This window comes from Aggregatibacter sp. HK296 (assembly GCF_980469475.1).
The window spans coordinates 1,822,357-1,844,416 of record NZ_OZ413142.1; the positions used below are offsets into that span (position 1 = coordinate 1,822,357).

The 22,060-nt window shown below is 43.8% G+C and carries 22 protein-coding genes; 10 read left to right on the forward strand and 12 right to left on the reverse strand.

Annotated elements, in window-relative coordinates; all coding sequences use genetic code 11:
• Positions 1-47: 47 nt before the first annotated feature.
• A complete protein-coding gene (locus AC30SH_RS08705; protein ID WP_489582377.1) occupies positions 48-2,054 on the reverse strand; it encodes an OPT family oligopeptide transporter in 2,007 nt (668 codons plus the stop codon).
• A 351-nt stretch (positions 2,055-2,405) separates the two neighbouring features.
• Between AC30SH_RS08705 and AC30SH_RS08710 the strand changes: the two genes are divergently transcribed.
• Positions 2,406-3,032 (forward strand): YkgB family protein, encoded by a 627-nt coding sequence (locus AC30SH_RS08710; protein ID WP_005715604.1) that lies wholly within the window; start codon positions 2,406-2,408, stop codon positions 3,030-3,032.
• Positions 3,033-3,104: 72 nt separating this feature from the next.
• Positions 3,105-3,980, forward strand: a complete 876-nt coding sequence (locus AC30SH_RS08715) for a cupin domain-containing protein (RefSeq protein ID WP_489582378.1) — start codon at positions 3,105-3,107, stop codon at positions 3,978-3,980.
• Between the two features lie 21 nt (positions 3,981-4,001).
• Here the strand turns inward: AC30SH_RS08715 and nudE are convergent, their stop codons facing one another.
• Entirely contained in the window at positions 4,002-4,598 is a 597-nt protein-coding gene (gene nudE / locus AC30SH_RS08720; RefSeq protein ID WP_489582379.1) for an ADP compounds hydrolase NudE, read from the reverse strand.
• Between the two features lie 39 nt (positions 4,599-4,637).
• On the opposite strand from nudE, the gene yrfG reads away from it, so the two are divergent.
• The 7 genes from yrfG to hemB all read left to right on the forward strand — a co-directional run bounded on the left by yrfG (position 4,638) and on the right by hemB (position 9,656).
• Positions 4,638-5,297: a GMP/IMP nucleotidase gene (gene yrfG, locus AC30SH_RS08725; protein ID WP_489582380.1), complete on the forward strand. Its 660-nt coding sequence runs from the start codon at positions 4,638-4,640 to the stop codon at positions 5,295-5,297.
• A gap of 12 nt (positions 5,298-5,309) precedes the next feature.
• Positions 5,310-5,726 (forward strand): ribosome-associated heat shock protein Hsp15, encoded by a 417-nt coding sequence (gene hslR / locus AC30SH_RS08730; RefSeq protein ID WP_048749768.1) that lies wholly within the window; start codon positions 5,310-5,312, stop codon positions 5,724-5,726.
• A 67-nt stretch (positions 5,727-5,793) separates the two neighbouring features.
• Positions 5,794-6,669: an Hsp33 family molecular chaperone HslO gene (gene hslO, locus AC30SH_RS08735; RefSeq protein ID WP_489582381.1), complete on the forward strand. Its 876-nt coding sequence runs from the start codon at positions 5,794-5,796 to the stop codon at positions 6,667-6,669.
• Between the two features lie 295 nt (positions 6,670-6,964).
• Complete coding sequence (gene tatA / locus AC30SH_RS08740) at positions 6,965-7,195, forward strand: Sec-independent protein translocase subunit TatA (protein WP_005715595.1); 231 nt, start codon at positions 6,965-6,967, stop codon at positions 7,193-7,195.
• Between the two features lie 3 nt (positions 7,196-7,198).
• Positions 7,199-7,810: a Sec-independent protein translocase protein TatB gene (gene tatB / locus AC30SH_RS08745; RefSeq protein WP_489582382.1), complete on the forward strand. Its 612-nt coding sequence runs from the start codon at positions 7,199-7,201 to the stop codon at positions 7,808-7,810.
• Between the two features lie 37 nt (positions 7,811-7,847).
• Entirely contained in the window at positions 7,848-8,615 is a 768-nt protein-coding gene (tatC, locus tag AC30SH_RS08750; RefSeq protein ID WP_308666500.1) for a twin-arginine translocase subunit TatC, read from the forward strand.
• 18 nt (positions 8,616-8,633) lie between these two features.
• The gene (gene hemB / locus AC30SH_RS08755) at positions 8,634-9,656 is read left to right on the forward strand and encodes a porphobilinogen synthase (protein WP_314886145.1); all 1,023 of its coding nucleotides are present in this window, start codon (positions 8,634-8,636) and stop codon (positions 9,654-9,656) included.
• 108 nt (positions 9,657-9,764) lie between these two features.
• Here hemB and glyS read toward each other — a convergent pair whose 3' ends face one another.
• The 9 genes from glyS to AC30SH_RS08800 all read right to left on the reverse strand — a co-directional run bounded on the left by glyS (position 9,765) and on the right by AC30SH_RS08800 (position 20,605).
• Positions 9,765-11,831 (reverse strand): glycine--tRNA ligase subunit beta, encoded by a 2,067-nt coding sequence (gene glyS / locus AC30SH_RS08760; protein WP_489582383.1) that lies wholly within the window; start codon positions 11,829-11,831, stop codon positions 9,765-9,767.
• A gap of 46 nt (positions 11,832-11,877) precedes the next feature.
• Positions 11,878-12,348, reverse strand: coding sequence for an OsmC family protein (locus tag AC30SH_RS08765; RefSeq protein ID WP_021616983.1), 471 nt, complete (start codon positions 12,346-12,348; stop codon positions 11,878-11,880).
• A 50-nt stretch (positions 12,349-12,398) separates the two neighbouring features.
• Positions 12,399-12,776, reverse strand: a complete 378-nt coding sequence (locus AC30SH_RS08770) for an endonuclease domain-containing protein (protein WP_489582384.1) — start codon at positions 12,774-12,776, stop codon at positions 12,399-12,401.
• A 5-nt stretch (positions 12,777-12,781) separates the two neighbouring features.
• Entirely contained in the window at positions 12,782-14,047 is a 1,266-nt protein-coding gene (locus AC30SH_RS08775) for a histidine-type phosphatase (RefSeq protein WP_489582385.1), read from the reverse strand.
• Positions 14,048-14,132: 85 nt separating this feature from the next.
• Positions 14,133-18,152 carry a S6 family peptidase gene (locus tag AC30SH_RS08780; protein WP_315028481.1) on the reverse strand — a complete coding sequence of 1,340 codons (4,020 nt, stop codon included), beginning with the start codon at positions 18,150-18,152 and terminating at the stop codon, positions 14,133-14,135.
• Between the two features lie 66 nt (positions 18,153-18,218).
• On the reverse strand, positions 18,219-18,479 hold the full coding sequence (locus tag AC30SH_RS08785; RefSeq protein ID WP_048749786.1) for a hypothetical protein: 261 nt from the start codon (positions 18,477-18,479) through the stop codon (positions 18,219-18,221).
• Between the two features lie 9 nt (positions 18,480-18,488).
• Positions 18,489-19,139, reverse strand: a complete 651-nt coding sequence (locus tag AC30SH_RS08790; RefSeq protein ID WP_314312260.1) for an FABP family protein — start codon at positions 19,137-19,139, stop codon at positions 18,489-18,491.
• Between the two features lie 53 nt (positions 19,140-19,192).
• Positions 19,193-20,101, reverse strand: coding sequence for a glycine--tRNA ligase subunit alpha (glyQ, locus tag AC30SH_RS08795; RefSeq protein ID WP_048749789.1), 909 nt, complete (start codon positions 20,099-20,101; stop codon positions 19,193-19,195).
• 141 nt (positions 20,102-20,242) lie between these two features.
• The gene (locus tag AC30SH_RS08800; RefSeq protein WP_314312258.1) at positions 20,243-20,605 is read right to left on the reverse strand and encodes a winged helix-turn-helix transcriptional regulator; all 363 of its coding nucleotides are present in this window, start codon (positions 20,603-20,605) and stop codon (positions 20,243-20,245) included.
• 167 nt (positions 20,606-20,772) lie between these two features.
• Here AC30SH_RS08800 and AC30SH_RS08805 point away from each other — a divergent pair, with 167 nt between their 5' ends.
• Positions 20,773-21,618, forward strand: a complete 846-nt coding sequence (locus AC30SH_RS08805) for an SDR family oxidoreductase (protein WP_314312256.1) — start codon at positions 20,773-20,775, stop codon at positions 21,616-21,618.
• A gap of 114 nt (positions 21,619-21,732) precedes the next feature.
• Here AC30SH_RS08805 and AC30SH_RS08810 read toward each other — a convergent pair whose 3' ends face one another.
• Positions 21,733-22,050: a cupin domain-containing protein gene (locus AC30SH_RS08810; RefSeq protein ID WP_212510195.1), complete on the reverse strand. Its 318-nt coding sequence runs from the start codon at positions 22,048-22,050 to the stop codon at positions 21,733-21,735.
• Positions 22,051-22,060 lie beyond the last annotated feature (10 nt).

Here is a 22,060-nt window from a genome sequence, read left to right on the forward strand (position 1 = left end):
AAAAATAGGCTATCAAAAGACAGCCTATTGTAGAGGAATTTTAGCGTTTACGCAGATTTTTTTGCACGTAATACACGCAAGGTGAAAATGGTCACACCGGCGATAAATACGGCTAAACCAAGTACTTCACCAATCGTACCCCAGTTTTCCAAATTCAAGGCCAATGGCGCTTCAGAACCACCGGAGGTAACGGAGGCAGCAATAATAAAGGCTAATACAACGCCCATTAAGCTTTCACCTACAATCAAGCCTGCCGCGAACAAGGTACCAAAACGTTCTGCTCGTTTGTTCACGTCCTTGTCGCCGCTACGCGCTGCATATTTGGTGATGTGGCGATTAATTAACCACGCCAAGAATGCCCCTGTGACAACCGGCATATTAATAGAAGGTGGTAAGTAGATACCAATCCCCACAGCCAATACCGGTAACGCAAAGGCTTTGTTACTCATTTTTTTCAAGAAACTGTCAATAATAATTAACACCGCACCTAGACCCACGCCGGTTAAGATGTAAGTCCACTCTAATTTATTAGAGAAAATCCCTTGTGAAATGGTGGTCATTAACGTTGCTTGTGGAGCAGACAAGGCTTGTGAAGGATCCATGTCCGCACGCGGTAACGCACCGGTGAAACCGTAAGCGTGGTAAAGGATTTCCAATACCGGCGCAATCACTAATGCACCCACGAAACAACCGATAATTAACGCCACCTGTTGACGCCAAGGCGTCGCTTCGACTAATAAACCGGTTTTTAAATCTTGTAGGTTATCGTTAGAAATGGTCGCTGTTGTTAACACGATAGACGCGGTAAACAAGGTAAGTGCGGTCAAGAATTTCTGTCCATCCGCCGTTTCAAATAAACCGGAAGCATTGCCGATAGAAAACAATACTAAAGAAATCACGATCACGGAAATGATCCCGATACCGGAAATTGGACTAGAGGAAGAACCCACAAGCCCCGCCATGTAACCGGAGGCTGCCGCCACGAAGAAACCGATAAATACTGCCAAGAAAGTACAAACGACCACTAACAATAACGCCAATTCCGGAGAAATCGGTGCGGCAGCGATAAAGTGATGTAAGGAAACCACGATTAACGCCACAGCGGCAATTAAAATGTAAATCATGGTTTTTGGTGAAAGGTCGATATCAATACGATGTTCAGACGCACCTTGTGTGCCTTTCAACATACGGAAAGAATGCACCATACCTTGCACCATTGGTTTCATCAGAATCAATAACGTCCAAATAGCCGCAATCCCGATTGTTCCCACACCGATAAAACGTACTTTCGTTTTCCACATGCTCATGGCATAACTCACGATAGTTCCATCAGTTGGCATATCACCGGACATGGTAAAGAACGGTACCGCTAAGCCCCAAGCTAAGAAGGTACCCAACAATATCGCAATACCGCCCACGATACCGATTAAGTAACCGGCGCCTAATAAGGCTAGAGAAAAGCCCATCGGCAGTTGGAAGATAGCTTTGCCACCCGGGCCGGTAAACCACGCGCTGGCACCATCTGCCATCAAACGCAAACCGTTGGTTAAGAAAGCCACGACGCTGGCAAAAATACCACCATAAGCAATATCTTTCACGCCGCTGTCTGCATCAGAATTATTGCCGGCTTTTAAAATTTCTGCCGCTGCAACGCCTTCCGGATAAGGTAAATCGCTATTTACCACCATCGCGCGACGTAATGGAATCGTGAACAACACGCCCAATGTACCACCCGCAGCACAAATCAACATGGTTTGCCAGAACGGAAAGTCTTGCCAGTAGCCCATCATCAACAAGCCCGGCAACACGAAAATCACTGAAGAAAGCGTCCCCGCAGAAGATGCTTGAGTTTGCACCATGTTGTTTTCCAAGATACTGGAATCTTTAAAGAATTTCAGTACCGCCATGGAAATAACTGCCGCCGGAATCGACGACGCAAATGTCATCCCCACTTTTAGACCCAAATAAACGTTAGATGCGGTAAACAACACCGTAATCAACGCCCCAAGGAACATGCCTCGGAAGGTCAACTCTTTTAAGTTTGTAGATTGCATAACACATTACCTATCTTTTAAATAAAAAAACGTTGCCACCTTGACAAAAAAGCAGCGAATAATCAAGTTTCATTCAATTTATTTTGCTTAAATTGAATTTTATTTAAATATCAGCCATATTTTTAAACTATTTATAATCCTATAACCTATTCAATAGTAAAACAGCCCTCCACTCAACATCGCTATAATCTTAAATCCATCTGATTTAGTCTCAATTATAAAAAATAGCGAATCTCATCAAGTTATTTATTCTTCATATCCTATATAGTTCGCCGAGCCTATTCCATTTAGGTAAATAACCACTACATTTTGTATCATCCATTGAATGATGAAGTTCTATGAGGCTAAAAAATGAATGCATTAATTGAATTACTCGCGAAAATTGTTGCCCCGATGCAACGCCAATTTATTAACTTTATACGAATCGCCATTTGTATCGTTATGGTATGGATTGGCGGGCTAAAAGTATGTCAATATGAAGCAGATGGTATTGCCCATTTTGTCTCAAACAGTCCATTTTTAAGTTTCCTCTATAAAAACGGGCCGAATTTAGTGCAAAACGATAAAGGCGAATTAGTAAAAGAATATACCCTTTATAAAAATCCCGAAGGTAAAATGGTGGCGAAAAATATTGAATGGCACAAAGCTAACGGGACTTACACCGCATCTTATATTATCGGTGCAATCATTGTGACCATCGGCTTATTAACGTTAGCCGGAATCTGGTCTCCGACTTTCGGGCTACTCGGCGGTTTGCTGACGTTCGGTATGTCCATTGTCACCCTGTCGTTCCTCATCTTCACGCCGGAAACGTGGGTGCCTAATTTAGGGGGCGATTTGCCTACACCAAATTACGGCTTTCCATATTTATCCGGTGCGGGACGTTTGGTTATTAAAGATATTATTATGATGGCCGGGGGATTAGTTGCCGCTGCCGAATGTGCGAATCGCTACTTAAAATATAAAGCATCCGTCTAATTGAAACACCGATACGAAGCTTATCACTCTGTGATAGGCTTCTTCATTTGTTAATCAGGAGAAAAGTAGAACATGGACTATTTAGATCAGCTTGTCCGACAGTCAGGCATTGAGGGAGAAATCAATATCCTCTGTCGTTTTCAAGGTGACTGGCTAATCCATCATAAACAGGAACCGAATTTAATTGGCAGATTTCATATTGTGTCACGAGGGGAATGCCAAATTCGACTGAAAGACCAAACCTGCAGGCTCAAACCGGGCGATGTCATTTTTCTGCCCTACGGAGAAGAGCACGTTATTTATCACGGCACCGACACAGAAACACAAATTACCAAAACTACACAAGGTGTTTTTACATTACATCGCAATAGTTCAAGCGAATCTGCTGATTTTGAAATGTTTTGCGGTTATTTCCGTTATTTAAACGTTGCGCAAAGTTTACTGTTTAATCTACCGCAGTGGCACCTTGCCGGAAATAACGATTCCATCATGGCCTTACTGAAATTGCTACGCAAAGAAACAGAGGATAACCTCGGCAATGAAGTTGTCGTCAATGCGTTATGCAACATTCTTTTCACTTATTTAATCAGAGATTACCTTCAACACCATCAGGTCAATCAAGGCATCTTCGGCGCATTACAGGACAAGCGTTTAAGAAATGCCGTGAATGCCATCATAGCCAATCCCAAGGAAAGCTGGAGCATGGAGAGCTTAGCAGAAAGTTGCGCCATGTCGCGCGCCAATTTTATTCGTGCATTTAAACAAAAAACGGGCATTTTACCCGGTAAATTTCTCACTATAATGCGAATGAATATGGCAGGAATGTTACTAAAAAACACACAAAAACCGATTAGCGTGATTGCCTCGGAAGTGGGCTACCAATCAGACACCCACTTTACTAAAGTGTTTAAATCCTATTACGGCATTTCTCCGGGGAAATACCGATAAATACAACCACCAATTTATGGGTTAACAGGCTTTCCGTTGTAAATAATCCCGAAGTAAATAAAGTGCGGTCAGATTTTTCGCTTCATTGAATTCAGGATCATGCAATAACTCGTTAATGTTTGCCAACGGCACGCGTACCACTTGCAACGGTTCCGGCTCGTCGCCTTCCAGTTTGCTCGGATAAAAATTCTGCGCCAATAAAATGTGCATAGGATTATTCATGAAGCCAACGGATGAATTAATCGTGCGTAAATGCACCCAAGATGTTGCGCCTAAACCAATTTCTTCTTGCAACTCGCGATTGGCGCTTTGTTCCGGCGTTTCGCCTGCATCCATTCTGCCCTTCACAAATCCCAACTCATAGCGCTCTGTTCCCATGGCATATTCACGCACTAACAACATATCGTCGCCATCAATCGCCACCACCATCACCGAAGCGTACTTGCCGGGGCGAAAACGTTCATAAGTGCGGTGCGTTCCGTTGGCGAATTTCAAATCCACCGATTGAATTTCAAATATTGTTGATTTTGCTACAGTTTTTATATTGAGAATGGTTGGTTTTTGTAACATTGTTCTCTTCTTCCCTTGTTTTACAAACCACTGAAATAGCGATACCATACCCCACTATTTTTACAAAGAAAAGGGACCACAACAGGGATGGCGCAACAAAAATTTGACTGGCAAGCAATCGACACCGTGATTCTGGATTTAGACGGCACGCTAATCGATCTGTATTTCGATCACCGCTTCTGGAAAAAGGTGGTGCCGCAGGCATATGCCAACAAATTCAAGCTTTCTGTGGAACAAAGTCGCGAACTGATCCATCGTCGTTATCAACAGGTGGAATTCAGCATGCAGTGGTATTGCATTGATTTTTGGGCGAAAAATTTGGATTTGCCATTACGCGACTTACTACAAAAACAGCATAACTACATTAAAGTGCGGTCAGATGTTTATCCGTTTTTACAGGCTGCCCGCGAACGCCGTAAGAAATTGATTTTGCTCACCGACAGCCACCCGTTCAGTTTGGCAGAAAAATTAAAACACTGCGATTTAGCACAGCACTTTGATCTGTTGCTTTCTAGCCATCAGTTTAATGCGCCAAAAGTAGAGCAATCCCTGTGGCAACGCTTGCAACAATTCACGCCATTCGATCCGAGCCGAACCCTTTTTATTGACGACACAGAGCCGGTGTTAGATAGCGCTAAAAAATTTGGCATCGCCTACACCATCGGCGTGGAAAATCCAGACAGTACATTGGCGGACAAATCCTTTGAGCGTCATTTCTCCGTCAAAAACTACCGCACTTTACTGTAAGGACGCGGCAACATGGCAAAACATTCTCAAATGGAAGAAGAAAAAGAAGCAGTGCGTTTGGACAAATGGCTGTGGGCAGCGCGTTTTTACAAAACCCGCACACTCGCCAAAGAAATGATTGACGGAGGCAAAGTCCATTACAACGGGCAACGTAGCAAACCGAATAAAATCGTAGAAGTGGGTGCCACCCTAAAAATACGCCAAGGCAGTGACGAAAAAGAAATCGTTGTGTTGGCGCTTTCCACCCAACGGAGAGGCGCACCGGAAGCACAGCTGCTTTACCGAGAAACGGAACAAAGCATTGCCAATCGAGAAAAACTTGCCATGGCACGCAAAATGAACGCGCTGTCCATGCCGCACCCTGATCGCCGCCCAGACAAAAAAGAACGTCGCGATTTACTTAAATTCAAACATCAAAACCAAGCATAAGCGCCGCCTTGTAATCGAGGGAAACGCCCTTATATTTGGCGAACAACATTCAATTAGGAATAAAAAGATGACAACTTATACCCAAGACAACGACCAACTTTATCGCTACCTATTCAAAGACCGTGCGGTGCGCGGCGAATGGGTGCGATTAAATCAAACCTTTAACGACACCTTAAACACCCATCATTACCCGCAAGCCGTGCGCAATTTATTAGGCGAAATGATGGTTGCCACCAGTTTGCTGACCGCCACCTTAAAATTTAACGGTGATATCACCGTGCAAATTCAAGGCGACGGCCCATTAAAACTGGCATTAGTCAACGGCAACGATCAGCAACAAATCCGTGCGCTTGCCCGTTTGCAAGGCGATATTGATAACGGCATGACCCTGCACCAAATGATTGGTAAAGGCGTGTTGGTGATCACCATTGCGCCAAAAGAAGGCGAACGTTATCAAGGTATCGTGCCACTGGACAAGCCCACCATCAGCGAATGTTTGGAAGACTATTTCGTCCGTTCCGAACAACTCCAAACACAACTGATTATCCGCAGTGGTGAATATGACGGCAAACCGGTCGCCGCCGGTGTGTTATTGCAAATCGTCCCGGATGGTTCAGGCTCACCGAACGATTTCGAGCATTTAGCCACCTTAACCGCCACCATTAAAGACGACGAGATTTTTGGCTTAAGCGCAGAAGAATTGTTGTACCGCTTATACCACGAAGAAACCGTTGAACTCTTCGCACCGCAATCGGTGTCCTTCCACTGTGGCTGTTCGCAAGAACGTTCAGGCGCTGCCTTGTTATTAATTTCGGAAGAAGAAATTGACCATATTCTTGCTGAACACCAAGGCACCATCGATATGCAATGCGAATGCTGTGGCACGCATTATTTCTTCAATAAAGAAACGATTGAGAAATTAAAAGCAGGTTCGCAAGCTTAACCGCAAACCTATCTCATCTAAGGCGTACATTTTAAATGTGCGCCTTTTTCTTTTATTCCAATTACCACAGGCAAAAGTCTGCTCGGTTAAGTGCGGTGCTTTTTCCATTTGTTTTTTACAATAAATCCATGCTGATAATTATTACGTTAAGCCTTATCCAACAAGGCATTAACCCAATATGAACTAAATCAAGAAATACAAAAATAATCCTGCCTAGCTATTGTTCAAACTGCGTAAAACGGGTATAGTTTCGCACGTTTTTTATTTATTACTTTTATAGAATGACGAGGTTTTTATGGGCGGTATTAGCATTTGGCAATTAGCGATTTTAGTCTTAATTATCGTGTTACTGTTCGGTACGAAAAAATTACGTACTTTAGGTACTGATTTAGGTGAATCTGTAAAAGGCTTCAAAAAAGCCATGAACGAAGAAGCCAAACCGGCTGATGCAAGTTTCGACAAAGTGGAACAAAAACAAAGTGCACAACCGGAACAAGAAAAAAACAAAGAAAAAGAACAGGCATAATCCGTGTTTGATATTGGTTTTTCCGAGATTGTATTAGTTTGCATTGTGGGCTTAGTAGTACTAGGCCCACAACGTTTACCAGTGGCGATTCGTACCGTAATGGGTTGGGTGCGCACAATTCGCGGCCTGGCGGCGAACGTCCAAAATGAACTAAAACAAGAGCTGAAATTGCAGGAATTACAAGACAGCATCAAAAAAGCGGAAAGTTTAAACCTCAAGGCGTTGTCGCCGGAATTAGGCAAAACCGTGGAAGAACTTAAAGCTTCCGCTGACAAGCTACGCTCTGAGCTAGAACAAAAAGCCAATGAGACCAACACAACGCTTCAAGATCAAATCAATGAATTGAAGCAGGTGCAGACAGATAAAAGTGCGGTAGAAAATCTCACTGAATCGCTACAAACAGAAACGCCCGCATTGGAAACTGTCGCTTTAGAAACACCAAAAGAAGAAACAGCGGAAAATATAACCGTACTTTCTCCGGCAGAACAGGCAGAGCAAGAAGAAATTGAATTAGACGAGAAACTCGCCTACTACATCAATCAATATGATCCGGACAACCCGCTACCAGCTCACACGGAATCGGACACGTCAGACAAAGCCTCAGACAAAAGTTAACCGTGCTTTGCGGGGCAGCCTCACATCAGGATAACTTATGACCAGCGTTGATGATACTCAACCCCTTATCACTCACTTAGTAGAACTACGCAATCGCTTATTACGCAGCATTATTTTTGTTGCGGTGATATTTGTTGCGCTCGTTTACTTCTCCAATGAAATTTATAACTTTGTGGCGGCACCGTTAACCGCAAACTTGCCAAACGGTTCCAGCATGATTGCCACCAACATCGCCACACCGTTTTTCACGCCGATTAAACTGACCGGGGTTGTCGCTATTTTTATTTCCGTGCCATTTTTGCTATACCAAATTTGGGCTTTTGTGGCACCGGCATTATATCAGCATGAAAAACGCCTCATTTATCCACTGCTATTTTCTAGCACGCTGTTGTTTTATCTAGGCGTAGCCTTTGCTTACTATGTCGTCTTTCCATTAGTGTTTAGCTTTTTAACAAAAACAGCACCGGAAGGCGTCTCGATCGCCACGGACATCAGTAGCTACTTAGATTTTGTTCTTACTCTATTCCTGGCTTTCGGCATTTGTTTTGAAGTGCCTGTTGCTATCATTTTGCTGTGCTGGACAGGAGTCACCACGCCGGAAGATTTAAAAGCCAAACGCCCTTACATTATTGTGGGTGCGTTCTTTATCGGTATGCTTTTAACTCCGCCGGATGTATTCTCACAAACTCTGCTTGCCATTCCGATGTGTTTGTTATTTGAAGTGGGTATTCTTTTCTCCCGTTTCTACCGTCCGCGTGAAGAAAATGAAACCGCTCAAGAAGAAAACAACACATCTAATCACTAATTGAATTCGGGAGATAATATGACACAACAAATTTTTACCGGTTTTCCAACCCGCCGTTTACGCCGTATGCGTAAACAGGATTTTAGTCGCCGCTTGATGGCGGAACATAAACTGACTGTTGATGATCTGATTTATCCCGTATTTATCATTGAAGGCGAAAATCATCGTGAAGCTGTGCCTTCCATGCCAAACGTAGAACGCTTAACCATCGACCAACTGTTAATTGAAGCGGGTTTATTGGTGAAATACGGCGTGCCGGTGATTGCACTGTTTCCCGTGGTAGAACAGGCGAAAAAATCCTTAATGGCGGAAGAAGCCTATAATCCAAACGGCTTAGTACAACGCGCAGTGAAAGCACTGAAATCTGCCTACCCGGAACTTGGCGTGTTAACCGATGTGGCGCTTGACCCTTACACCCTACACGGACAAGACGGCATTATCGATGAAGAAGGCTATGTGCTGAACGACATCACCACCGATGTATTAATCAAACAAGCCCTTTCCCACGCGGAAGCCGGCGCAGACGTGGTGGCGCCAAGCGACATGATGGACGGTCGCATCGGCAGAATCCGCAACGCCTTGGAAGAAAAAGGCTTTATTAACACCCTCATCATGGCTTACTCCGCTAAATATGCCTCCAACTATTACGGCCCGTTCCGTGACGCTGTGGGCTCTTCCGGCAACTTAAAAGGCGGTGATAAAAAGACCTATCAATTAGATCCGGCCAACAGCAACGAAGGCTTACAAGAAGTGGCATTAGACTTGGAAGAAGGCGCCGATATGGTGATGGTGAAACCGGGTATGCCATATTTAGACTTAGTCTATCGCGTAAAACAACAATTCGGCGTACCAACCTTTGCCTACCAAGTTTCCGGTGAATACGCTATGCACATGGCGGCTATTCAAAACGGCTGGTTGAAAGAAAAAGAATGTATCATGGAATCTTTACTTTGCTTCAAACGTGCCGGCGCTGACGGCATTTTGACTTACTTCGCCAAACAAGTGGCAGAGTGGTTGTATTTGGAAGGAAAGAATAAATAATTTCTTGATAGAAGATCTAAAGAAAAAGCCGAATAATCCTATTCGGCTTTTTTTATACGGAAAGTGCGGTGGAAAAAACACATGATTTTATGACCGCACTTTTATCTTTTATTGCAACAACGAAATATCCGCCACTTGCAAGAATAAACCTTGCAACGTGTTCAAAATAGCTAGACGGTTTTGACGCAATTTCGCGTCTTCCGCATTCACCATCACATTGTCAAAGAAGTTATCCACCGGTTGACGCAAGCCGGCGAGTTTATCCAATACTGCCGTGTATTCGCCTTGTGCGATTAACGGCTGAACCTCTTTTGCCAAAGTTAACACGCTTTGGGCAAGCACTTGTTCTGCCGGCTCAACGCATAATGCCACATCAATTGCTCCGATGTCGCCTTCTGCTTTCGCCAAAATATTTGCTACACGTTTATTGGCGGCCGCTAAAGCTTCCGCAGAATCAAGGGTACGGAAATGTGAAACTGCACGCACGCGTGCATCAAAGTCTGCCGGACGAGTTGGGCGACGCGCCAATACCGCTTGAATCACATCCACCGCAATGCCTTCATCTTGATACCACGCACGGAAACGACCGAGCATGAAGTCCACCACATCGGAAACCACGTTTTGATTCGTGAGTTTATCACCGAAAAGTGCGGCTGATTTTTTCACTAAATCTTCTAAATCCAGTGGTAAGTTTTTCTCAACGATAATACGCAATGCACCTAATGCTGCACGACGTAATGCAAATGGGTCTGCGCTGCCTTTAGGCGCTTGTCCGATACCAAAGATACCCGTCAAAGTGTCAAATTTATCCGCCAAAGCAACCGCACTTGCCACTAAGGATTTCGGTAACTCATCTCCCGCAAAGCGTGGCATATACTGTTCATTTAACGCCACTGCGACCTCTTCATCTTCACCGTCATGACGGGCATAGTGCATCCCCATCACGCCTTGCGTATCGGTGAATTCAAACACCATGTTGGTCATCAAGTCACATTTTGACAGTAAGCCGGCACGTTTTGCTTTCGCTTCGTCTGCACCAATTTGTTTTGCAATTTCGCCTGCAAGTTGTTCGATACGATCAGTTTTATCTTTTAATGTGCCCAGTTGTTGTTGGAATAACACGGTTTCTAAGCGTGGTAAACGATCAACCAGTTTTTGTTTTAAGTCAGTTTTGAAGAAGAATTCCGCATCGGTTAGACGTGGACGAACCACTTTTTCGTTCCCTTCGATAATCGCGGTTGGATCTTCAGGGTTAATGTTAGAGACAAAAATAAAGTGCGGTAATAATTTGCCGTCTTTATCATAAATTGGGAAATATTTTTGGTCGCCTTTCATAGTGTAAACCAAGGCTTCCGCAGGCACGGCTAAGAAACGTTCTTCAAATTTAGCCGCTAAAACGTTTGGATATTCCACCAACGAAGTCACTTCTTCAAGCAAGGTTTCTTCAATGTCCGCTACGCCGCCAAGTGCGGTCGCTTTTGCTTGCGATTTTGCCAAAATTTCTGCTTTACGCTCATTGAAATCTGCCACCACAGCCCCTTTTTCACGCAATAATTGCGGATACTGGTCAGCATGTTGAATTTCAAATTCTTTCTCGCCTAAGAAACGGTGTCCACGAATGGTGCGCGCACTTGCCACACCTAAAATTTCGCCTTCAATTAACTCATCGCCTAACAGCATGGTCACCGTATGAACGGGACGAATAAATTGCACAGTTTTGTCTGCCCAACGCATTGGCTTTGGAATTGGCAATTTCGCCAACGCATTTGCCACAATGCCGTTAAGCAAGTTTTTAGTCGGCTGACCTTCAATTTTTGCACGATGAACAAGCCATTCACCTTTATCGGTCGCAATACGTTCTGCTTGCTCTACAGTAATGCCGCAACCACGCGCCCAGCCTTCTGCCGCTTTAGTTGGTTTGCCTTCTGCATCAAAGGCTGCAGACACTGCCGGCCCGCGTTTTTCGATTTCTTTGCTTGGCTGTTGTGTGGCTAAGTTCAACACTTTCACCGCCAAACGACGCGGCGCCGCAAACCATTCGATTTTGTCGAAGGTTAAACCTGCTTGGTTTAATTCCGCCTCAACGTTATCCGCAAAAGAAATTGCTAATGTTTTGAGAGCTTTTGGTGGCAGCTCTTCTGTGCCGATTTCTACTAGGAAGTTTTGGGTTGTCATTTTGTTTTCTCTGGTAAGGTGCACCTTGGCACCATTTTATTTTAATTTAATCTTTTTCAATAATAGCTTCACATTTCACTGGAAAATTAAGTGAATTTGCAATAAAACACGCGTGATGCGCATTTTCATGTAATGCCAATGCCTTAACAGCATCCGACTCACTTGAAATTCTTACACGAGGTTTTAATGTTGCTGAAATAAAACGTCCTGCTTGTTCAGAACTGCCTTCATCCATAATTGCTATTGCTTCATCACGGTATTCTTGCACAATAATGTTATTAACGGCACAAAAATGTAAATACCATAATTTATGACAGGCAGAAATGGAGGCTAATAACATATCTTCTGGGTTCCAACGTGTTTTATCACCACGAAAAGCAGGATCAGCAGAACCTAAAATATTAGGTTTATTCGGTGCCGAAGCAATAAAATCCCGCTCATACGCGGTATAAGAAGAAGTGCCTCTCCCTGAATTTCCAACCCATTCTACGGTAGTTTGATAAGTATGTTGCTTCATTATATTTTCCGTTATCTCTTATAGCGTATGTAAATTAAGAAATTCATGTACTATTTGATTATTTTCTTCGTTTTCACTTCTGCCAAAAACAAATAAATTTGCTCGACTACCGCTTCAATTTCATACATGACTTCATCATTGCTAAATCTCATCACCGTAAAACCAAGTGAATTTAATTGCGCATCTCGCAATGCATCTTTTTCCTGATAATCAGGTTCATAGTGCTGACTACCGTCCAATTCGATAATCAACTTTGCTTTTGCACAATAAAAATCAACGATATAACTTAAAAGTAGCTTTTGTCGATTAAATCGAAAACCTAATAATTGATCTCGATTGATGCGTTGCCATAGCTTTCTTTCCGCATCCGTTTGATCCACTCGCAATTTCTGCGAATTCTCTTTTAAGTATTTTTCATAGGGTTGCATGAAAGCTACTTCTTGCCGTTCTCAATCCCTTCACTCAACACCTGTTGAAACCGCTCATAATCACAAAAGCCCTTTTCATCTTTTTCACAGCCTTTAAGGGTTAATGCTGTTTGGTTTGGTGGTGTCGCTAAACTTAATGGCGTGATGTTAATCAGCTGTTCAGTGCTTTGATACACATAATCCAACTTAAATTTGAGCTTGCCACTGGGTTTGTGCTTCCACACTTCAAATAGCAACTTGCCACCGATTGGGATATTTTCCAATGAATCATCCAACTCATAAGGCTCAACGTCTAGTGCAGCAAGCAGAGCGACGATATTAGAATCATGTCCAACCAACAAACTAATTTTATTTTTACTATTTAGCTGTTGCTGGATAAATGCTAACAACGGATATGAGACATTTTGTGCCAACGCTTCGTTGTTTTTAAATAAAGTGCGGTAATATTCGTTTTTAATTTCATTAATTGCACGCCATTTTTCTTGGCTATCCACGCGGCCGTTTGCGATTTCTGAATCAGGCTTACCCACATAATGCGCAAGCAATAATGCACTGACAATTTTCTTCCCGGTGCTAATAGAACCCGTAATTTTGACCGACTTTCCGTCTTTAATACTGTATTCACCGACTTTCCCACCTAAATCACACTCGCCTTTTTGCAAACAGTTTGGTGAATTTTTATAATCGATGATTTCACTTAATAACGCATAATTTGGCGCTAATTTTTGCTGTAAAGCGGTTAAATCAACATTATTTTTTGCAGATTCAATCAAGGTTTTACTTGGATTATGCGCCTGTGTATTAAAAATCAGATCTTTTTCTGAACCAATTTTACCGTAATGTTGCAGTTGAACATTACAGCCTGCAAATGCGCCAGAAACAATCGCCTGACCTGTTGCAATTGTGCGTTGCACACCATTCGCATAAGCGAAAATGCCTTCGCCCGATGCACAACGTTCTGTTGTTAATAACCCTTTATCCGCAAGCCATTGCCCTAAATATTGCCCGAAATAGGTTTCTAGCACGGTACCTTTTGCCGTGAGATGACCGGATGGCACATCCCATTTCGCCCACGCATACGGAGAATATTTTGCCATTTCTTGCGGATCTTTTTCCACCGGCGAGCGTAATCCATGACGGCTGAAAATTAAGACTTTCTCAAGTTCATACTCTACACTCGGTGTATTTGTGCGATGTTCCTCGGCAAATACACCGCCCGCAAAGGCAGAACCAAGCAAAAGTGCGGTCAGAATTTGAGGTGTTTTTTTCATCTTTTTTACCTTTCTAAATAAGAATAACTCGATAACCGCACAATGCTATCATCTTTCGTGCTTATTTCTGTCGGGTTCGATTGATTTACCAGCGATACCCTACTTTCAAACCAAACTGATGTTGTTTATCCAACTGTTTGCCGCGAGATTGAGCAGCATAACCGCCAACCTGCCAACCGCTGAAATCAGCACTTAAGCCAATTTCTTGCTGCCAATAACGATCAAAACGTTGCATCAATGGCGCCTGATTTAACTGCACGGTGAGTTTGGAATCAGAAGCATCCACATAATTTACGCTAAGCGATGGACGAAGGGTTACGCCTTGCCATGGCATAAACGAATAATCCACCGTCACGCCCGCTTGGTAAACATTAAAATTCGCCGCCGGCACATGAATTTCTGATTGCTCGTATTGGTAATTTTTGCCGGAAATGTGGTAGCGATGAAGACTCATATTCGGTTTAACAGCAAGTTTGCCTAAATTGATTTGGTATCCCACCCCTGCGCCTAGAGCGACAATATGGCGTTGAATATCCGCATCTTGCAATTCACCGCGAATTTCACCCGCACTTGAACCATAGCTCATATCGGCAAAGACATTCAAGCCGTTAGCAAAATCATATTTGCCAAAAGCAGACAACATGGTCAGGCGATTTTTCCCACCGATATTGTCATCAAAGCTATTCTTCGCACGGGCATGAGAGAACAATAAACCGACGCGATAATTGTCATCAATATGTTGTGCGCCGAGCTGAGTTAAATAAGTGTTTTGCTTGTAGCCACGGAATTCATCTGCCTCATAACGACGAGAAGAACGAACCGTATTTGCCCACACATGTGATTGGCTCTCTCCAACAAGATGTTTATTTAATTCATCAATAATGAGCAAGGCGCCATTCACACTTGCAGACAACTCGGATAAGGCGCTATTTGAATAACGGCTGATCATCTCTTTTTGCGTTTGCCCATCTGCTTTGCGTTTTTGTTCGGCTTTACGTTTTTCTGCCTCGATTCGTGCAGCTTCCTCTGCTTTACGTTTATTTTCCGCAATTCGAGCTTCTTCCGCTTTACGCTTTTCTTCCGCGATTCGAAGCGCTTCCTCTAGCTTACGTTTCTCTTCAGCGGTTTTTGCCGCTTCTTCTGCCTTGCGTCTCTCCTCAGCAAGTCGTTTTTCTTCTGCTTTACGTTTCTCTTCGGCGATTCGTGCTTCTTCCGCTTTGCGCTTCTCTTCCTCTAAACGAGCCTGTTCTTCCAACTCCAGTTCTTTTTTCGGATTGTATAAACGGTAATCGTGATTATCATTTTTCAGCTCGTAGCGATATGTCCCCGCATCGACTTTGCCATTTACCAAAGAAACCTTAACGTTATCGGTTTGAGCAGCATTTGTCAGAGTCAATAAACTGAGCTGTTGCAAGGTTTGAGGCTCTACCCCGGTATTGCGTACGTTTAACACAAAATCACCTGTTGCCAAGCCATTCACTGTCACATGTGCGCCTTTATTTTCTTGCAAATGAGTAGGGTAACTAAACGTTCCCTTTCCGTTTAAATCACCTAACACCGTAAGTTTCTTAAATATTTGATCATTCGCTTGAGATGCAATATCCGCACCAAGGGTCACTTGCCCGTTATTGAGGCTTAAATTACCTATTGTTGTGCTGTTCGGTAACATCCAGTTTGCATTGTCTGATAAAGAAACCAACGTCTCTTTACTTCCCTGAATTTGATGATTAAAACGAGCGTTAATGAAGTTTAATTTTGCCTGATCAGAAAGCGTTGCATCGCCCGTCAAAGTCGCATTTTCAACCGTTGCTGAGGCTTGGTTATTAAGTGAAAGGGCACCGGTTTGGGTGGCTTTATGTGCCAAATGATATTGACTTTGCCCGTTTAACACCACATTCCCCATAACATCTGCAAGTCCTACAACCGATAATTTCGCACTGTCGCTCAGGACAAAATTACCATTGATTTTGCTGCGTTCAATGCTCGCAAAGACTTTATCGGATAAAGTTTGGTTGGCGCATTTCGTCAGCCCCGTCCAGTCAGAACGCGCACAAATGAAATTCGCCTGTTTGTCGGTCACACCTAATGTAGCATTGGCGTTGTTGCTTAATTGCCAATCGCCGTTTATCGCAGAAACGTTTCGAGAAACGACCGCACTTCCACCGTTAATAATGTATTTTTCCGCTTTAAAGGTACGGCTTAGCCAGTCATCGTCCATCACCACTTCGCCTTGAGGTCGTCCAATGAGCGCAGGTCTATTCAAGTGGTTGTAAGCATGAGGCGTTGGACGACCGCTAAAAACTAACGTGCCGTTTTCTTGTGTAATATTGCCTTTTAAATTGCTTCCGCCTGACAATAAAAAGACGCTGTCGGCGTTCGTAGGTTGATAAGCCACATTTAATCGACCATTGTGAAATGCCGCATTGGTTTCACCAAACCAACCGTTAAATGCGGTGGCTTTGGATTGATTAATGTTCTTTTCATTATTGATTTGTGCATTACCAAGAAGCGTGACAGTGGCTGCCGTGTCTTTGTTGTGGTTGACAATTTGTGCGCCTTCATCGGTATTTTGAATGCGATTAAAGGTAAGCGAATGACCGTTGAGATCTAAACGACCACCGCGGAAACCGAAATAAATATTGTTTGGATTGACTTGGTCGTCACTTTCTAATTTCACCGTTGGGCGGCCGCTCACAATACCTAGTTGATTAAAGGCTTGTTTTTTGCCTTGTTCATCCGCTTGTTGATTTAAAACGACAACACCATCCCCCACGCTGATATCACCAAGATTTTCGCCTTTGCCATTAACCAATAACGTGCCTTGCCCAATTTTAGACAAACGATCGCCTGCCGGATTTTTGACTTTCCATGTAACCGTACTGCCTTCCCCCACTGAAACGCCAGCACCTTTCCAGGTTTCATCAGTGGTAGGCTGCACCACAAAATCCCCTTCAAAGGTCAACCCACCGGCGCCCTGATCGATATTATTTTTCAGGGTTATCGTGCCACTTTGCATATTTCCAAAGTAAATGTTCTTACCGTGATGCTGTGCCGGCATATAAGGGTTTGGTCCGCCATATCCAAAAAATTCATCTCTACCGGAAGAAGGCAGGCTGTAATTGGCCAGTGGTGTGGTCGTGACAGCACGGCTACCTTTGGTTAAGGTGCCACTGCCATTGCCGTCTGTTGCCCAGTCATAAGAGGCTGCTGTAGCTTCAAATACCGTGACCAAATCTCTTGCAATGATTTCATCCAAATAATTCTTACGTGCAATTTGGTAGGTATTTTCTTTGCCTTGAAAAGGATGCCCACTACGCAATACGCCGTTTATCAGCCATTTCCCTGCGGTTTTATCATAAATGAACATCGGGGAACCGCTGTCACCCAAAGAGCCGGAAATTGGCAATACGCCATATTGGTTCGGATGACGCACATCACCACTTAAACTGACCTCACCATTGTTCGCCCAGCCTTGCATGAAAGTATTACCTGCGGTTCTGTAGTTATATGCGCCTGAAATCTCGTGATAATTGTCCTGATCATCACGCACAAATTGCCGACCGCTACCAATTCGCACTCGCATCGGATACTTTTCTAAATCGCTATAGGTGCTGCCCTGCATCTTTGGCACCATTTCTATCGGCGCTGCTTCTGTAACGAATTTAGCTAATCGAGGATTATGATAATCCGTCATGTAAGGGTGAGTAGGGTCGTTTTTATAATTATTTCGTTTAACGATGTTATAACCAAATCGGTGCTGATCGGGGTTATTACCCTCCATGCCAAAGTCAACACCGCTATAACCCACATTATGTGCCACGCTAACGATATATTGATCACCCACCAGCGCTGCCACACCATTACGGCTAACCACCGAAAAATCCATCATCGGCGCATTTTGCATCATGGTGCCGACAGACTCGCCTTTTTTATTCACCACCGCAATATTTTGTGCACCGGGGGTAAATTTGCCTTTATTCTCGGCAAAATCACGGAAATATTGATAATCCACGCCGGAATAGACATGTCCAGCAAAGGCCGCTGGGGTTACGTTTAACGCCACAAACAGCGCAATGAATTTAGGTTGAGAATGTATCTTTTTCATAAAATGGATTTAATAAAATTGAACGAGGTTTATCAAAATTTAGCGAGTTTAAGCATGGTGCTCATATCAAGCAAAAACGGTTTTTAATTGGGTTTGATCCAAGATAACGCGATCATCGTCCAACAATAACGCAGGGAAGCCGGCATAACCTTGTGCTTTCACCTCATCAAATGCAGGATGACGATCACGTAAACGCAACCATTGTTTCAAATTAGGAATAGAAGATAAAACTTCCACTTTCTCATATTCCACACCAAGGCGTTTTAATTCCGCCACAAACGGGGCTGTATCGGGACATTGCTCGGCATAATAAAGAATGGGTTTCATCACGGCCCCTTATTCTTTATTTGCCACAGCAAGTGCAGTCGGATTTAATGTCGGCTCACCGATTTTGGTTAAACGGTTACGATCGCGATGCTCAAACGGCTTGTCATAATTCGGGATAATCATCGTGGTAGTTTGATCGTAAGACCAAGTGCCATCCTCATGAATTTTCACCGTAATTTCATAGCTTTCTGTCGTGAAAGATTGTTCTAAAAACGGATTCGAGATAATGCCATTCGTTAAAGAGCCGCGCACGGCTTTTAGCGTAAACTCTTTCGCATCTGCCGCCGCATTACCGGTAGCAATAAGGCTTTGTCCACGTGGAATACTCAACGACAAGGAAATATTGCCTGTTGCCGGTTCCCATAACCAATAGCCTACTTGATCATGAAAGGTTTCCACTTCATCAGGCTGCACAATATGCGTGTGATAGCGCAAGCCATAAAACAATTGCGGCCCATTGGTTTGCGCATCAATCGGTTGTAATTCGTAATATTCGATATAAGGATCTTTCACTGCCCCTTCAGCTTTCGGGTTGATATCAAGCCCACGCTTGCCTTTCCAAATTCCCGCCATAGGCGCTAAAGGCCCTAAATTCGCTAGCGTGTTTTCGTCCGGTTCAGCTTCGGTGTAAATATCGTCGGGGTATTGAAAATCTTTCATGATGTTCTCCTTATATCACGGTGTTAACACATAAAGTGCGGTGACTTTTCGCTTTATTTTTTACAACCCGGGAAGCCTAAGGCTTCACGGCTGGCATAATAGGCTTCCGCCACGCCTTTAGTAAGGGCACGAATGCGTAAAATGTAGCGTTGACGCTCAGTAACGGAAATCGCTTTGCGCGCGTCTAACAAGTTGAAACTGTGTGCCGCTTTTAAAATGCGCTCGTAAGCCGGCAGTGGCAACGGGCGTTCTAATTCCAATAAGCTTTTCGCTTCTTTTTCATATTGATCGAAACAATGGAATAAGAAATCGGTGTCGGCATATTCAAAGTTGTAGGTGGATTGTTCCACTTCATTTTGATGGAATACGTCACCGTAAGTGGTTTTGCCAAGCGGGCCGTCAGACCAAACTAAGTCATACACGGAATCTACGCCTTGAATGTACATCGCCAAACGTTCTAAACCGTAAGTCACTTCGCCGGTAACCGGTTTACATTCTAAGCCGCCCACTTGTTGGAAATAGGTAAATTGGGTCACTTCCATGCCGTTTAACCATACTTCCCAGCCCAAACCCCATGCGCCTAAAGTGGGGTTTTCCCAGTTATCTTCTACAAAACGAATGTCGTTTTTGGTCGGGTCAAAACCAAGCATTTCAAGGGAACCTAAATACAACTCTTGGATATTGTCTGGGGACGGTTTAATCACCACTTGGAATTGGTAATAATGCTGTAAACGGTTTGGGTTTTCGCCATAGCGACCATCGGTCGGACGACGGGAAGGTTGCACATAAGCAAATGCCATCGGCTCAGGGCCTAACGCGCGTAATGCAGTCATCGGGTGAGAGGTCCCTGCGCCCACTTCCATATCAAAGGGTTGCACAATGGTACAGCCTTGGTTCGCCCAGTATTCTTGTAAGGCAAGAATCATGCCTTGGAAAGTTTTTACATTAAATTTTGTCATAATATGTTCTGTCTATTTAGGTAAAAGAAAATGTGTCCCATTATACTGAAAACACAAGGCGGGATAAAGGAAAGGCGGAAAAAAGTGCGGTGGAAAAACATGTCGATTTTTCACCGCACTTTAGCAAGCATCATGCCGTAGTTCTTACGGATTCGCGGCTTGCTTCGACAAAATTCCGTCAAGATTTGTTTCCAACCAATCCACCAACTCAAACATTTTATTGGACGCCTGCGAACCGAATTCCGTTAAGGTGTAATCCACTTGCGGCGGCACGGTATTGTAGGATTTGCGAATTAACATGCCGTCCGCTTCCAGTTCCTGCAAGGTTTTTGTCAACATACGCTCGCTCACGCCATCAATAGAGCGACGAAGTTCGCTAAAACGCTTGGTGCCGGAATGCAAACTCACCAATACTAACGCCCCCCAGCGACTGGTTAAATGCTGCAAAATTTGCCGAGAAGGACAGGTAGAAGCCAACACATTGCCACGCTCAAAAACTTTTTCCATTTTTAATTCCTTAAAAATCAATCAATTAAAAATTATTTTCAAAAAATCTCAAAACTTACGTTTATGTGAGTACTTCTCAAAAGTAAGTATTGAAAATATAATACGCTACATCAAGCGAACAATCAAATGTTCAAACGTCATTTCAATTTAACGAGAAGGAAAACATCATGACAACGAAAACTATCGCCATCACCGGTGCAACAGGTCAATTCGGTTCAATCGCCCTAAACTTATTAAAAGCAAAACACGCAAACGTGATCGCGCTTGTACGTAATCCAGCGAAGATTTCAGGCACAGAAGCCCGCCAATTTGATTATGCAAAACCAGAAGGACAAGTAGAGGTGTTACAAGGCGTGGATACGTTAATTTTAGTCTCAAGCAGTGAAGTGGGGCAGCGAATTCAACAACATAAAAATGTGATTGAAGCGGCAAAAAAAGCCGGTGTGAAACACATTATTTATACCAGTTTATTAGGCGCCACTAATGAAAATACCGTCAAATCTCTTGCTGGTGAACACGTTGAAACAGAAGCCGCCTTAAAAGCCTCCGGTATCACTTATACAATTTTACGCAATGGTTGGTACACCGAAAACTACACAGAGTCAGTTCCGGCCGCATTAGAAAACAATGCTTTCTACGGTTCGGCAAAAACAGGCAGAATTTCATCCGCACTTCGTGCAGAACTTGCGGAAGCTGCAGTCAATGTCGCACTGGGTGAAGGCCATGAAAACCAAACTTACGAACTCGCCGGATCAACCAGTTGGACATTAGCCGACCTTGCCGCAGAAATCAGCAAACAAACCGGCAAAGAGATTCCGTATGTAGATATTCCGGCAGAAGACTACGCTGCTGCGCTTGTACAAGCCGGTTTAGATGCCGGTTTTGCAGGCTTAATTGCACAATGGGATGTGGATGCGTCAAACGGTGCATTATTCTCAGAAGACAAAACCCTTGAGAAATTGCTTGGCCGCACAACAGCAGGTTTGGATGTGGCGGTGAAACAGGCGCTGTAATTGTTCATTTGATCTGTGTCCCTTAGATTGGCGCTCCTCAAAAACAATTGGCAAAAGAATAAAAAAGAGCGGTCGATATAAAAACATTTTTAAAACCGACCGCTCTTTTTATTTTTAAACACTCCCCGCCTTTTCAATCACCAAAATCCGTGCTTCGCCTTGCGGGTGCGCGACGTGTTCGGTGCCGATGCCGGCATAGAAAATATCGCCGGTTTCTAGCAACACTCTTTTGGCTTCGCCGCGTTCTTTGTAGTGCATTTCCACCACGCCGTCCATCACCGCAAAGACTTCCTCGCCATCATTGATATGCCATTTATAAGGCTCATCCGTCCAATGTAACCGCACGCTGATGCCATTCATTTCAGTGATATCCAAACCACCCCAAGCGCGGGTGGCGGTAAAATCTGCGCTACAGATAATTTTGTGTGCCATGTTCTCTCCT